The sequence below is a fragment of the Flavobacteriaceae bacterium genome, assembly GCA_014075215.1.
Classification (GTDB): Bacteria; Bacteroidota; Bacteroidia; order Flavobacteriales; family Flavobacteriaceae; genus Polaribacter.
In genome coordinates, this window is record CP046177.1 from 2995702 (window position 1) to 3010859 (window position 15158).

Consider the following 15158-nt stretch of genomic DNA (forward strand, 5'->3'; position numbering starts at 1 on the left):
TTTTTAAAATTTAGTGATTAATAAAGTTCCTGTAAAGCCTGTAAGTAAATTCCATTCTTTAGAAGATATTAGTTTTCCTGTGTCGTCATAAACATCAAACTTTGCGGTATTTGGTCCAGCAGTTCCTTGATTTAATGCTTTAAAGTCTATACGATTCATACCCCATTTTAATTGGATTTTAAATGTTTTTGGGGAATTAGTTAAATATATATTAGATTCTACAATTGATTTATTGTTAAGTAAAGCCACTCTGTCTCCATCTTCACTTCCGTGGTCTTTACATACAATTCTTATGTATTTGGTATTGCTATTTATTTCACCGATAAATTGATTACTTTCTTTAGGCTTTGTTTTTTGTTTAAAATAGTCTTCTTCTTTTTGATTTCCCTTACCAGACCAAAAGTTTTCATCATTATTTTGTTTAGCTTTTTTGTTTGATTGTCCACCACTCCAAAAATCGTCTTTTCTATTAATGTTTGATGTTGCTTTTTTAGATTCTTTCTTACCGGACCAAAAATCATCCTCTTTATTATTTTGTTTTGATTTCTGAACTTGATTTTTAATTGACAATCTATTTATAACACTTTCAGCAGTTTCAAGACACTTTAAATATTTCGTTTCATATGTTCCGTATTTTTTTCTTTCATTTTTATTAAATTTAAAAGTTACCTTATTTATTTCTGCTGTTGCGTATGGTTTATCGAAAATATTACTCTCAAAAGTATAACTACCACCAGGTTTTATATATGCTCTACCACCTGAAGATTGATTTTTCCATTTCAGGTTTAAGCCTACTTCAAATTTGGATTTGTTAGTTATTACAATTTTATTCCACCTATCTCTTTTATTGTTACTTAATGTGTTGGCATCTTTTAAAAAGGCTTCATATTTGAGAAAGAAAAAATTTGTACCGCCTTTTACACCACCAAGTGATTTCCATTGTTTTGGTAAATCGTATTCACTTTTTCCATTTACCAATTTTCGACCAGGTTCATACATTATTTCAATTGTATAACTACAACTTTGAGAATATACCAACTGATGAATATTAAAAACTATAACTAATATTAATAAACTGTGTTTCATCATATGTCTCGTCCTAAAATAGGGCTACAGTTAATTATTAAAATTTATGCTACATTTTTGTGCACGTAATTAGGTGTTTTATAATCTAAAGATAAATGTAATCTTTTATTATTATATAATTTGATTGCATTTTTTGTTGCTTTTTTGGCGTGATTGATATTTGTAAATGTTTGGTCGAGGAAGAATTCATCTTTTAAAATTCCGTTAACTCTTTCGGCCATTGCGTTTTCGTAGCAATGATTTTCTTGGGTCATACTGATTTGTATCTTTTTTCTTTTCAAAATTTGAGTATAAACATTGCTACAATATTGTATTCCTCTATCAGAATGATGTATGATTTCTTCGGTATTTTTAGTTTGATAAATAGCTTTATTTAAAGCTCTAACACAGCCTTTAAGTTCTAAACTATCACTAATATCATAGCCTACTATTTTTCTTGAATACATATCAGTAATAAGTGCTAAATAACAAAATCCATTTATAGTTCTTATATAGGTAATATCCGAAGCCCAAACTTGGTTAGGTCTATTAATGATCAGGTCTTTTATGATATTTTTATATTTATAAAAACGATGGTAAGAGTTGGTTGTTTTAGAAGAATATTTTTTCCTTCTAATTAACAAATTATTTTCTTTTAAGATTCTAAATAACTGGTCTCTACCTATATTTATATTCTGTTTCCTAAAATCATTATGTAAGGATTTCATTAGCTTTCTAGTACCTTCTCTGGGTAATGTTTTCCTGCTTTTTTTAACAAGCATTATTACATTTTGTTCTATTTGTTTTTTAAGAACAAACCTTTTTTGATATTTGTAATAAGCATCTCTTTTTAACTCGAAAGCATTACAAATAGTAGCGATGGCGTACCTTCTTTTTTTTCTATTAATCGGTGCTATTTTCATTAAGGCTTTATGTTTAAGTTTTTTTTTAATTCTTCAACATTTTTATAGCCAAGATTTTCAGCAGCTACTTCAAGATAACTATCATTCACAAGTTTATCTAGATCCTTTTTAATAAGAAGATCTTTGAGTTGTTTTAGCTCTTTTTGAAGGGCTTTAATACGGGATAATTCGTCGTCTGTTTGCACGGTTACACGGGTGTTCATTAAATCTTTACGGTCATATTTTTTAATCCATACGTTTATCGTACTAGATTGTATGCCGTAAGTTAAGGCAATTTGTCTTTTGGAATGGTTTCCTTTGGTAAGTTCTGCTAATACTTTGAGTTTAAAACTCTCACTATAACGTCTTACATATCCATCATTTTTATACATATACTTGTTGTTTTTTGTATACATATTTCAGGACGGGTCACAGATAAGAAAGAAAACGAAAAACCACGAACTCAAATAGGTTATAAAAAAGATAGAAAGTAAAATCCCCACAAAACAAAATCCAGTTTTTTCGTTCCTCAAAATCCTCTGCTTTTTGTTTTGTTCCGCTCGCCACCGCCAAAATAATTTTTAAGTCACAGTTTTTGTAAGCCAACACACAAACAGCACTTTGTAAGTTGCTCGTTCCTCACAATCACAAAAAGCTGTGCCAACGCTCAAAAACAAAAAATCTGCCATAAAAATTACCCCAAGCTAAGTTACATAATTGGCATTATAATACTGCCAACATCCGCCAACGCTCGAAAAACCAAAGCCGTAGTTATAATGTAAATTATGTAAAATAGCCAGCATCGCCCACGCTTTTTGCAGCCACTTCTGCCAATGCCTACGCTACTTCCAACGCTCACGCACTACGAATGCTATTTAATTTTTTGCTATCGCAAACTGTGTGAAAAACAAGTCATTTTATTTTTGGTGGAAAATCCACGCATCAGCCACCTCTTTTTCCACCAAAAATAAAACGTTTTAAAACTTGCCGATTTAGAGGATGTTGGAGCGAGGAAAATCGACAAGTTTTAAAATGAAACAACTGAAAGGCGTTAGTCTTCGTCCGAGTAAGCAAAAGCGATGGAAGAAATGAGAAAGGGAGTATTTAACATAAAACTGGTTATAACTTACAGTTTGGGCGAAGTAAGGATTTAAGCGACTGTATTATAACCCGTTTTATGTTACAATATCGAGGAAAAGGAAGCGGAGAAAATACAGAGGTTTTTGAGATACGAAAATACTGGATTTTTGGAGCGTGGAATTCATTAGAAGTTTATATATTGTAAGTTCAAATGGGATGCAAACAGCTTACATATAAAAACTCAATTTTTTTAAAAGTAGTTCATAGTAAAAATGACAAAACTGCTTCTAAAAATGTGTTAAGTTCGTACAGATATAACTATCAAGGTCAGGAGCTTGACCAAGAGACTGGAAAAGTTGCATTCCAGTTGAGATTATACGACCCAAGAATAAATAGATGGCTTACCACAGACCCAGCAGGACAATACCATTCTCCTTATATGGCAATGGGAAATAATCCAATAACAAGAACAGACCCTGATGGTGGAGAAGATGAACCTGTATATGGTAGTGACGGAACTTATAGAGGTGATACAGTTGAAGGTTTTACAGGAGAGCCAATAATTTATGATGGTGATTTAGATTTTTCTAAAATGACGGCAGATGAATTAGTAACAGCAGGTGGTTCTTTTTATGATTTAACGCTTCTTACAAGTGCTGCCAAATCATCAATTTTAACCCATATTGTTTCAAGATTTGATGGTAATAAAGTTTATGATAAAACATTTGACATTAGTTCAATAGAGGGAAGTAAAATTTATTTCGATAGAAATGATGCTGGGGGATGGAATTCTAGACCTAAGAGTATGCATTCTTCCTGGAATGATAGGATTACATCAACAGGGCAATACAGTTATACCACTACGGTTGAAAATGTACAGAGTTCTGCAATTGTACACGAGTGGTATTCTCACATTATAAAGGGTCAAGGGAATTATAATCATCTAAAATCTCATAGGTTAGCCTATAAAAATGTTATTAATTTTAAAAAGTTACGGAATAAAACAACTGATGATTACAAAGGCTTTAATTTAAGAGCCTTACAACAATACACAAAAGAAGAAACAGGACGTAATTTAGTAGATCCTCTTTATAGAGGTTTATATAATCGTTATAAAAATTCTTATTAAATGAAAAAGTTACTGTTTTTTTCATTCATTTTAGTTTTTTGTCATTGTAAGAAACAAACTTCTAATAGTTTAAATAAAGAAGTTATGTTAAACGTCAACAAAAAAGACATAGGAGGTAATTTTTTACAAAAAAATGATAGTCTTTCTATTATTTTTTGGAATAGTTATAATGCAGTTGAATATCATATATCATATATCAACGATGGTATTATTTATGTGAAAAACAAAAATAAATCATCAATTAAGAGAGTAACATCAGAATTAAAAATAAAAGAATTTATTAAATATATTGACAGTTTATATATCAGAAAATTAAATCCAATTAATTCTAAAAAAGAAAAAACAATTATTCCTGTATCTGATTATTCAAAGATTATTGTAGTAGGGTTTAAAAACGATAAAATCCTTTTTAAAAGAGAAGATATATTATTTAGTAAGGATTATTTTTCAGAATCATTTTTAGATTTTCAAAAATTTTTAATACAAATTTGTAAAGAATAATAGTTATAAAAAGAGCCATAACTGGCTCTTTTTTACGAATACGCCAATCTCGCTTTAGCATCTCTAATCATTGCATCTATTGTAAAAAGTATGTGTTCTCTGTCTGTATTAGGCAATTTTTGAATTGTTAAAATCCTTTCCGAAATATTTTCATCCATTAAGAGTTCTGTTTTACCAACCAAATAATCTAAAGAAACATTAAAAATATCTGCTAATTTACTGGCTATCTCAATAGATGGTTTTGCTTCTTCACGTTCGTATCTGCCAATAACATTTTGATGTACACCAATTTTATTAGATAAATCTTCTTGTGATATCTTATGTTGTTTTCTTAACTCCAAAACTCTTTTACCAAAACTCATAAATGTACTATTTAAACTTAAAATGTAATAGAATACAAAGATAAAATACTTTTCAAGGTATAAAAATACAGTTTTGATTTGTTTTTTAAACACAAAAAGTTATTTTTGCACAGTAAAGTGTATAAATACAAACTTATGAACAAATTAAACTTTGACAACCCAGACCAATTAATTTACGAAAACGATATTTTACAACTCACAATTTTAGGAGGTATAAAGTTAGAGGGTTTAGATAGAATGCGAGTAACGATAAAAGTACAGTTACAAGAAAGTAGCCGACCACCTGTAAGGCATAATTTAGATTTATACAACGATACACAATTAGAAAAATTTATACGAAAGGTTGCAGAAAAATTAGAAATAGGAACAAGTATCATAGCAGCTTCACTATCAGAACTCACAGAAGAACTGGAAAAATACAGGCTTCAAGAAATCAAGAAAAGAACAGAAGATTTAAAACCCAAAGTAAAACAGCTTACCAAAAAGGAACTTGAAGAGACTACTAACTTTTTACTCAATCCAAACCTATTAGAAAAAACAAATGAACTTATTGGGGAATCAGGAGTTATTGGCGAAGTGGTAAACCGCCAACTCATGTATTTAATAATGACAAAACGTAAACAAGAACAGCCTTTACATGTTATAAGTTTTGGAGCTTCGGGAACAGGAAAAACACATTTGCAAGAAAAAATAAGCTAATGCATACCACAAGAAGATATTATAAACATTACCACTTTAAGCGATAATGCCTTTTACTATTTTGGCAAAACAGATTTAAAATACAAAGTCATTGTTATTGAAGATTTAGACGGATTATTAAATGCACTTTACCCATTACGAGAACTGCAAACCAAAAAACGCATTGTAAAAACCATTGTTAGAAAAGACAGCAATGGAAAAACCAAAACCATACATTTAATTGTTGAAGGTCCAGTTTGCGTAGCAGGATGCACCACAAAGGAGCAAATCTATGAAGATAACGCAAACAGGAGTTTCCTACTCTATTTAGATGAAAGCAAAGAACAGGACGAGCGTATAATGGATTATCAACGTCAATTATCTGCTGGTAAAATAGATGTACACAAACAAAGGGAAATACAAGAATTTTTACAGAATGTACAACGTGTATTAAAACCCATTAGAATTATCAATCGGTATGCAGAGCAATTAGTATTACCAAAATCTGTGTTTAAACCAAGACGAACCAACAATCATTATTTACAGTTTATAGAAGCAGTAACCTATTATTATCAATTACAAAGAGAAAAAAAATACGATAAAGATACAGGCCAAGAATATATTGAAGTAGCCATACAAGATATAGAAATAGCAAACCGACTTTTAAAAGAAACCTTGTTGCGAAAAAGTGATGAACTTAATGGAGCAACAAGAAATTACCTTGAAAGCCTTAAAAGTTATCTAAAAGCTAAAAAGAAGAAACAGTTTACAAATCGAGAAATCCGTCAAGCTCTACGAATAAACCCAAGTAATCAAAAGCGTTACAATCTACAATTACAAATCGGTTACTACATCAAGAAAGTACAAGGTAAAAAAGCAACAGGTTATCATTATGAAATCGTAAGCACTACAGAATACAACCAACTACAAAAACAGATAAACAGCATATTAGACAAGACTTTGGAGAAGTTAAAAAAGCTGTAAACGGTTCAATGGTTCAACAGTGGTTCAATCTACAAATGGACTACCTAAATAAAACATAATCAAATAGTTAATATAGTGGTTCGCAAAGTTCACTAAAAAGGGTATGCGCAATGAAAAAATTAATCTTAAAAAACGAGAGCTTCCAATATATCGAAAAGAGTTTTAGAGAATGGTTAGACATTTTAGGCTATGCAGAAAGTACGGTTTACAACTTACCAAATCATATACGAGAACTCTTTTATTTTTTAGAACAAAACAATATTAACAACATCAATAGGTTAGATAATCAAATTATAAAAGAACATTACAATAATTTAAAATTACGGAGTAACGATAGAAAAGGTGGAGCATTAAGCAATGGTAGTCTGAACAAACATTTACAAGCACTCTATAAGTTTACCGACTACTTACGCCAAAGCGGCAAGATGCTCTTGCCCCAATTAAACATTGACTGGGAAAATGACGAGACCAAACATATTGAAACCTTAACTAGAGAAGAAATTAGACAATTATACAAAGTAACCTACGGTTACAACGAGCATACACAATTGGAACCATTAAATGCCAGAGACAGGGCTATGCTCACCATATTCTACGGCTGTGGAGCAAGACGAAATGAGGGGTATCACTTGAATGTTGACCATATCAATTTTGATAAAAAGGTGTTGCACATCAAGAAAGGAAAAGCCCATAAAGAACGGTTAGTACCCTTTAATAAAACCAATAGTGAATACTTGCAAGAGTACATTTACGATAGTCGTCCACAGCTTGTAAAAGATAGACGGGAATCGGCACTTTTTATCAGTCAGCGAGGTAAACGTATGCACACAGTATCGATAGCATTACGCTTAAAATTATTACAACAAAGAACAGACGATATCCGATTACAACAAAAGAATGTACGCCTGCATGTTTTACGTCATAGTATTGCTACACATTTACTCTCAAATGGAATGTCATTAGAAAACATCAGCAGATTTTTAGGACATAATTCATTAGAATCCACCCAAGTGTATACCCACCTGACAATGTCAGGAGATAATTAAAAAGTGATGAGAAAAAATAATAGCAGCGGTGCTTCACCGCTAGGTAAAACCAAAGATAGTTCTACACGAAAAAAGAAAGTAACCCAAGATGCAGAACTGGAATTATTACAACGATTACAAAATGAAAAAGACCAACCAGGGTTTATAAAATACTTACTTCAAAAAGGGTACAGTATTAAAAGTGGCGAACGCTATTTAAAGGATATTGAACGCTATAAAAAGTGGTTAGATAAACAAAACATTACACAAGAAGTAGTTAGTTACAACGATATTACACATTATATCCAAAGCAAAAAAGGAAAGGTAAAACAAATTACTATTGCAACAGTTTTAGCGAGTTTAAAGCAATATTACAATTATCTTCAAGAGTTGGGTTTTGTAACAGAAAATCCAACGCTAAATGTACAAATCAAAGGTGTTAAACGAAGAATCTTACACAACATTTTAAGCACACAAGAGTTAGAGAAAATATACTTTGATTACAAACGTGTCCCTGCGGAGGCAGGGAACTCATCCAAAATAAGTTTGTCTAAAAAACGGAATGAAATCATTATAAGTCTGTTAATTTATCAAGGATTAAATACAAATGATATACAGAACTTAATTACCAAAGATGTAAAATTACGAGAGGGAACAATCTACATTAAAGGCAGTCGCCGAAGTAACGAAAGAACCTTAAAACTGGAATCACATCAAATCTTGGATTTTATGGAATACACCTTGCAGGTAAGGCAAACAATTATAAATGAGACTAAGAAAGAAACAGACCTGTTTTTTGTTACTCAGGGAAGCAGTTTAAAATTACAGAACGTGATGCAAAAGCTGATGGGTAAACTACACAAACAAAACAAACAAGTTCAAAGCGTACAACAAATCAGAGCTTCGGTAATTACCGGTTGGCTAAAAGTGTATAATCTTCGTGAAGTACAATACTTTGCAGGGCATCGTTACGTGAGTTCCACCGAAAATTATCTAATAAATGACTTAGAAGATTTAAAAGAAGATATAGGTAAATATCATCCAATTGGCTGATAAAAACCTGGAATCTGAAACCCCAATCCCGCACTTTCTATTATCAATTTTTTTGATAGCACCATAATAAAAATTGATAGTACAAGGCTTCTGGCCAGTGATTTAGCAAAACCTGAAACTTGAAACTTCTCAAACTTGAAACCATCTATAGCGGAATCAAAGGTGTTCACTCCGCCCATGCTATGCAGCACTTTTTAACGCTTCTGCGCTTCGCTCCGGCTTATAAAAAGCTGCTGCTCCCTTCTTCTGCTTCGTTCACCCGCAGCTACCCTGTATTTTTGCTTGTCCTGAAACAAGTTCAGGACAAGCAAAAATCCACCGCTGCTTCATTGGGCGCAGCCGCTGGTGCCAAACTCTACTGCGTATTTTTTTGATATTTAAAGATTGTTCAAACATAGGAACAAAAAATACTTGTGGCGCGTCCACAGGGCTCCTTGGTCGCCCATCTGTGTTCACGTCAAGTTTGGCGCTGCGCTATGGCTACGCCTTATTTTGCGTTCGCCACGCAGGCACACTCAAACGCCGTTTGGCTTGCCAATCAGTACGTAATCAGCTTTGTGAAAAAGGGTTCATTTTATTTTTAGTGGAAAATCTACCGCCTTTATCCACCTCTTTTTCCACTAAAAATAAAACGTTTGATACATTACCAACGTTTTAAAAAACAACGAAAAAGAGGTTGCTGATGCGAGGATTTTCGTTGCTTTTTAAAATGAAAACTTCTTCACAATTTTCTGAATCATAACTAAAAATATCCATTGAAGTTCCACTGCAAAGGTCGGCAGCTTGGGGCGAAGCTACGGGAGTATTTTACATAATTGACATTATAACGACAGTTTTTTTACCACTAAAAAATAACAATCAAAAAAACTGTGCGAAGCGTACTTATAATGCCAATTATGTAACATATCGAGGGTAGGGAAGCGGAAAAAATACAGGGGATTTTTATGAAATAAAATACTGGATTTTTGGAGCGTGGAATCAATCAAAAGTTTATATATTGTGTGTTCAAATGGGATGCCAACAACTAACATATAAAAAATCAAATTTTTTAAAAGTAGTTCATAGTAAAAATGACAAAACTGCTTCTAAAAATGTGTTAAGTTCGTATAGATATAACTATCAAGGTCAGGAGCTTGACCAAGAGACTGGAAAAGTTGCATTCCAGTTGAGATTATACGACCCAAGAATAAATAGATGGATGGCGCCAGACCCAGCACAACAATATCCATCGCCATATATGAGTATGGGAAATAATTGGGTAAATCAAATTGACCCTGATGGAGCGAAAGCAGATGATTGGTATGTAAATAAAGAAACAGGAGAATTGGAGTGGCACGCAGGCAGTGCAAATATTGAAGGGCTTACTTGGGTAGGTACAGACACAGCTTCTAGTGAGTATTTGAGTAGTATGTCTACTCTTTTTGGTGGTTCTGGTGAAGTTCCTTTTAGTGGTGGTTTATATTGGCAAGGAGTGAAAGATTATGGTTCTGCTCGTTGGGAACAAATAAAGAAAGGACAGTTATTTGGACAGGCTATGATATCTGCTGTTCCAGGAAAAGGGCTTTTAGTTAATAGCGAACAAGTAGCAAGTAATGTACAAACAGCAGCTTGGTTGTATGAGACGGACTTTGGTAATGCGGAATATGCATACTATGGAGGACGGTTTACAGGAGGTTTAGCAGAAACAGCTACACTAGCTTTAGTAACAAAGAAAGCAGGGAATCTTTTTGGAAGTTCTAGGTTTTTAAGAGATGTAGGACATAAATCATTATTTACATTTGGAGGAAGCCCAACAAAAAGATATTTATCTGGTTTTCAAATAGGTGGATTTAGATTCCAAGCACATAAACATTGGCTACCTTTAAAGGGAGTATCACCAGGAACAAAAGTTCCTCACATAAACTTCAGTTTTGGTAGCGGAAGTAATTATCACATTTTATTAGGAGGTTTTAGAAATAATGGTTCAAGATTTTTCAAAGGAGGTTTTTAATAGTAAAGAAAAAATTGATGTTTTTTTAGATGGATTAGCGACATACAACTTAAATGAAGATGTCGCAAATGCTCTACGTCTTTTAAAGAAAATCGATTTTAAAAATCATTCTGTTTTATTAGAAAATTTAATAGAAGAATTTCAAGTGATTGTTGTATCTAAATCTAATCCTGATGAAACTATCACAGCGGTTTTTAGAAGAGAAGGACATCATAAATTTTATATAAGCGGCTGTAAGTTTTGTTCCAATGATTTTAGAGAAAGTAATCTTTTAGAATTATTTGAAGTAATTTTAAAAGGTAATTATAGAGATAAAATATTATTAAAGTCAGGAGAAATACTTGAAAAAGAAGTTTCGTTATTAAATATTACAAGAAGAATTAAAACAGGATGGTTTAATTTTTTTAGAAATCCTGATAAAACAATTAATAAAACAGGTATGGATGTATTAACGGAAGAAGAGCTTTAGGCTCTTCTTTCCTTTTAAATACTTCCCAATTTAATTTTAGTAATCATAGCATCAAGCGCAAATAAAATATGTTCTTGTTCTTGTTTAGAGAAACTTGCAATATCATTAAGACGTTTAAGCATAGAAGAATCTTTAAGCACGTTTAAATTATCCGTTTCCCCAAGTAAATACCCAACATTAGTATCAAGAGCTTCTGCTAATTTTTTGACTACATCAATAGTTGGCTTCACTTCGTTACGCTCATATTTACCAATAATAGAATGATTGGTATTTAGCAATTTAGCTAAAGCCGATTGCGAAAGGTTTTTAGCTTCTCTACATTCTCGTAATTTTTTTCCAAAACTCTGCATATATAAAGTCAAATATGGTATTAAAAAGTAGTTAAATAACTGTATTTACAAATATACCGTTCATAATTGATATAAAAAAGCAATAAATATTTTGTTTAATTAGTCATAAGTTGTAATTTTGGGTAATAAATGAACAGTAAAATATTTTTATGAAACTAAATTCTAATAATCCAGACCAATTAATTTATGAGAATGAAATACTACAACTTACAGTTTTAGGAGGAATAAAATTAGAAGGATTAGACAGAATGAGAAGTACTTTAAAAGTACAGTTACAAGAAAGTAGTAGACCACCAGTAAGGCATAATCTTGATTTATACAACGATACACAATTAGAGAAATTTATAAGAAAAGTTGCAGAAAAGTTAGAAATAGGAACTTCAATAATATCAGCAAGTTTAAGCGAACTCACAGAAGAATTAGAAAAATACCGATTGCAAGAAATTAAGAATAGAACAGAAAATTTAAAACCTAAAGTAAAACAACTTACTAAAAAAGAATTAGAAGAATCTCAAACGTTTTTATCGAATCCAAATCTCTTAGAAAGCACTAATAAATTAATAGAACAATCTGGCGTAGTTGGCGAAGAAATAAACCGACAAGTAATGTATCTTATTTTTACACAACGCAAACAAGCACAACCTTTACACGTTATTAGTTTAGGAAGTAGCGGAACAGGAAAAACACATTTACAAGAAAAAGTAGGCGAACTCATTCCAGAGGAAGAACGAGTAAGCATTACTACATTATCAGAAAACGCTTTTTATTATTTTGGAAAACAAGAACTTAAAAACAAAGTAATATTAATAGAAGATTTAGACGGAGCAGAAAATGCGTTGTATCCATTACGAGAATTACAAACTAAAAAACGGATTGTAAAAACCATTGCCAGTAAAAACAGCAAAGGCGAAACCCAAACTAAATATTTAATTGTTGAAGGGCGGAGCGTTAAGAAAAGGTACAGTGTACCTTTTTAGCGAACGAGCCAGCCGGCGAAAGGTGGCGGTAGTCTTCATCCTGTTTTAAATCATAGCTACTATCATCAATCTTAGTTCCACCGTGCGCTCAGGCAGCAAGGAGCTTGGGACTATTTTACATAATTTACATTCTAACTACAGAGCGAATACCATTAAATCATAACTAATGATGAGCCTGTATTAGAATGTAAATTATGTATAAATAGGAGGATAAGGGAGTCCCCGAAGAACAGAGGCAGTTTGGTAAAACGGCTGGGCTTCGGGGGCCAGGAATTACTAACCAATAACTAATTAACCAATCATCAATCAAAAAAAATTTATATCTTAGCATCGGCTATGACAGCAAGCACCGGTACATATCAATATTTTTATCTCAGTAAGGGGATACCGGTTCAAAAAGAGCAAACTACCAAAAAAAATGTATCAGATTACTTTTCCTTTGGGATGCCAATGCCGAATAGACAAATTATTAATGGTGAACCGTATAGATACCGTTATCAAGGCTTCTGATAATCAGTACGTACAACAACTTGAAAATGTGTATGTAAATGAAATTATTCCTATAGCCTTAGAAAAAGCAAAGGATGATGCAAGCCACAATATTCCGTCTCCAGAGGCTAAAAATTTTATTCAGAGTAATTTTTTGACCACTCGTTTTAACAGGGAAGTAATTAATTACAAATCTTCATCTCAAAATTCCCAGCAACAATTTCACATGAACGAGGAAATAAAGATTTTTAAAAGGCAAAAAACTCGCCTTATGGAGAAAGTAAAAAAAGTAAAAAATGATCTTCGTATTAAGGAAAGAGCCATTGAGAATTTAAAATCGTACCGTGAGAGAATTGCACAATACAATAAAGTATATCCTGGAATTATAGGTTTGTGCTCTGGAGAGGCACTATTTTCAGCTACGAGTCTGCAACTACTGATGCCTAATATGCTCCTTAGTTTGTTGGTAGGATGTGTTTTTGGAGTGGCTCTATATTTTTCAGCATTAATAGGTTGTAACGTTTTACGCCGTACAAATACCAGAATTCAATTCATCGGAGCTTTAGTTCTTATTCTAAGTATTGTAGGCGGGATTTTTCTAACGCTGGGGGACTTTAGGTTAGAATATTTAAAGGTGATGTCTAACGGAAAAACTGGCTTTGAATTGTCCGCTTTTCAATTTATGGCAATTCAATTATTTATGTTCACTTGTGCATTATTTTTAAAGTATAATTATCTGCCTTTAAAATCTGAGATTGAAAAGTACCAGCAATGGAAAAACGCAAAAAAGGGAATTCAAAAAGATATAGCACAAAAAAATGATTTAGAGAATACTTTAGAAACTTTAGAACAAAATTTGAGTACAAGTCTTATTACAAGACGAACGTTGATTAGTAGCTCCAAAGATGTAGAGTTGAAAATAAAAGCAATGTATGAAGATGCTTACCAAGTGTATGTTAGTAAGAACATTCATTTTAGAAGTGATTCGATGATTCCAATTTGCTTTGAAGATAATCAAGGACTGCCTCCACTTACCTTATACTTCCAAGACAACAGTTTACTAGAGTTTAACAATGCTGATATGAATGATGAAATATAAGATACTACTATTGGTTTTTGTTCTTGCTAGTTGCAAGACAGAAACACCGAAAACAGAAGCATACACCATACTGTATGATGTAACTGACCCACTTATTGCAACTCCAAATGTCAGAGAAATTAAGGGTTTTGCAAATGCGACCAATACCGATAAAACACTTTTAATTCGGTATTTAGAAATTTCGGATGTAGATTTTAATTCTGTAAGTGAATTGGTGCGAAAAGCCAGCAAAGGAGGGCTTTTAAGTAATGCAGTTGATGAGAAACAAGTAGCTGATAGATTTCAAAATAATTTAACCCAACTTCTCACACGAAAGGATTCTATTATTCCATCCTCTCATTCTTCCATTTTTGGACCTATTATATCGGAAATTAAAGTATTAGCATCACTTCCAGAAAACGTCTCGAAACGTATTATTATTTATAGTGATTTAATGGAGAATAGTAATTGGCTATCGTTTTATCGCACTCACGATGTTTTGTTATTACAACGTCATCCCGAGAAACTAATAAAACGCTATTTACAAAAGGCTGAAGGCTTACAAAACACCTCGAAGCTTAGTGTTCATATTGTTTTTATTCCTAAAAACAATGCAGAGAATGAACGCTATTTGAAGCTTCAAAAAGTATATACAATGGTGTTTAAAGAACTAAAAATTCCTATTTCGTTCTCGGCAAATCTTACCAAAGCCCAAGACAATTTATGAATTGAAAATCATGTCCGATGATAGATAAAAGCAGTGGAAACACTGCTTTTTAAAACAGCTAAAAAAACATGTCTCCACTAAAAAAAACGAATACAAAATAATAAAATGAAAACATTTTTTACCATACTCACATTTCTATTCAAAATTTGCCTCATTGGTATCTATTGTCTTACTAGAGCAAGTGAGCTTTTACTTACGGCATTCAATTCTGCCTTCAAAAAGCTAATTGATGTAAATATAAAATAGGTCGATTAGATAAAAAGAAGAAAGAATATAGAGAAAAGAAACTGGAAGAAAAA

At 32.2% G+C, this 15158-nt stretch carries 14 protein-coding genes and 2 pseudogenes; 11 read left to right on the top strand and 5 right to left on the bottom strand.

Going from position 1 to position 15158, the window contains the following annotated elements:
- Positions 1-3: 3 nt before the first annotated feature.
- Genes GKR88_14850 through GKR88_14860 form a run of 3 tightly spaced genes read right to left on the bottom strand, consistent with a single transcriptional unit; the run spans position 4 to position 2359 of the window.
- Positions 4-1089: a hypothetical protein gene (locus GKR88_14850; GenBank protein QMU65435.1), complete on the bottom strand. Its 1086-nt coding sequence runs from the start codon at positions 1087-1089 to the stop codon at positions 4-6.
- A gap of 41 nt (positions 1090-1130) precedes the next feature.
- On the bottom strand, positions 1131-1988 hold the full coding sequence (locus tag GKR88_14855; protein ID QMU65436.1) for an IS3 family transposase: 858 nt from the start codon (positions 1986-1988) through the stop codon (positions 1131-1133).
- Positions 1988-2359 (bottom strand): transposase, encoded by a 372-nt coding sequence (locus GKR88_14860; GenBank protein ID QMU65437.1) that lies wholly within the window; start codon positions 2357-2359, stop codon positions 1988-1990. The genes GKR88_14855 and GKR88_14860 overlap by 1 nt, the downstream gene beginning before the upstream one ends.
- An 899-nt stretch (positions 2360-3258) precedes the next feature.
- On the opposite strand from GKR88_14860, the gene GKR88_14865 reads away from it, so the two are divergent.
- Both GKR88_14865 and GKR88_14870 read left to right on the top strand, forming a co-directional pair.
- Positions 3259-4176: a hypothetical protein gene (locus GKR88_14865; protein ID QMU65438.1), complete on the top strand. Its 918-nt coding sequence runs from the start codon at positions 3259-3261 to the stop codon at positions 4174-4176.
- Entirely contained in the window at positions 4177-4677 is a 501-nt protein-coding gene (locus GKR88_14870) for a hypothetical protein (protein ID QMU65439.1), read from the top strand.
- 32 nt (positions 4678-4709) lie between these two features.
- On the opposite strand, the gene GKR88_14875 is transcribed toward GKR88_14870, so the two are convergent.
- Positions 4710-5039, bottom strand: a complete 330-nt coding sequence (locus GKR88_14875; GenBank protein QMU65440.1) for a helix-turn-helix domain-containing protein — start codon at positions 5037-5039, stop codon at positions 4710-4712.
- A gap of 135 nt (positions 5040-5174) precedes the next feature.
- Here GKR88_14875 and GKR88_14880 point away from each other — a divergent pair.
- The 6 genes and pseudogenes from GKR88_14880 (at position 5175) to GKR88_14905 (ending at position 11238) form a co-directional block, all read left to right on the top strand.
- Positions 5175-6701, top strand: a pseudogene (locus GKR88_14880) (hypothetical protein).
- 110 nt (positions 6702-6811) lie between these two features.
- On the top strand, positions 6812-7747 hold the full coding sequence (locus GKR88_14885; protein ID QMU65441.1) for a tyrosine-type recombinase/integrase: 936 nt from the start codon (positions 6812-6814) through the stop codon (positions 7745-7747).
- 6 nt (positions 7748-7753) lie between these two features.
- Positions 7754-8779: a tyrosine-type recombinase/integrase gene (locus tag GKR88_14890; protein ID QMU65442.1), complete on the top strand. Its 1026-nt coding sequence runs from the start codon at positions 7754-7756 to the stop codon at positions 8777-8779.
- A gap of 119 nt (positions 8780-8898) precedes the next feature.
- Positions 8899-9153 (top strand): hypothetical protein, encoded by a 255-nt coding sequence (locus GKR88_14895; GenBank protein QMU65443.1) that lies wholly within the window; start codon positions 8899-8901, stop codon positions 9151-9153.
- A gap of 623 nt (positions 9154-9776) precedes the next feature.
- Positions 9777-10769, top strand: coding sequence for a hypothetical protein (locus GKR88_14900; GenBank protein QMU65444.1), 993 nt, complete (start codon positions 9777-9779; stop codon positions 10767-10769).
- The gene (locus tag GKR88_14905) at positions 10738-11238 is read left to right on the top strand and encodes a hypothetical protein (GenBank protein ID QMU65445.1); all 501 of its coding nucleotides are present in this window, start codon (positions 10738-10740) and stop codon (positions 11236-11238) included. Before GKR88_14900 ends, GKR88_14905 begins: the two co-directional genes overlap by 32 nt.
- Positions 11239-11252: 14 nt before the next feature.
- On the opposite strand, the gene GKR88_14910 is transcribed toward GKR88_14905, so the two are convergent.
- On the bottom strand, positions 11253-11588 hold the full coding sequence (locus tag GKR88_14910) for a helix-turn-helix domain-containing protein (GenBank protein ID QMU65446.1): 336 nt from the start codon (positions 11586-11588) through the stop codon (positions 11253-11255).
- A 149-nt stretch (positions 11589-11737) separates the two neighbouring features.
- On the opposite strand from GKR88_14910, the pseudogene GKR88_14915 reads away from it, so the two are divergent.
- From GKR88_14915 to GKR88_14925, 3 genes and pseudogenes are all read left to right on the top strand, one after another.
- A pseudogene (locus GKR88_14915) lies at positions 11738-12079 on the top strand (hypothetical protein).
- Positions 12080-12983: 904 nt separating this feature from the next.
- Positions 12984-14153, top strand: a complete 1170-nt coding sequence (locus GKR88_14920; GenBank protein ID QMU65447.1) for a hypothetical protein — start codon at positions 12984-12986, stop codon at positions 14151-14153.
- A complete protein-coding gene (locus tag GKR88_14925; protein QMU65448.1) occupies positions 14140-14859 on the top strand; it encodes a hypothetical protein in 720 nt (239 codons plus the stop codon). Before GKR88_14920 ends, GKR88_14925 begins: the two co-directional genes overlap by 14 nt.
- The last annotated feature ends 299 nt before the right edge of the window (positions 14860-15158 follow it).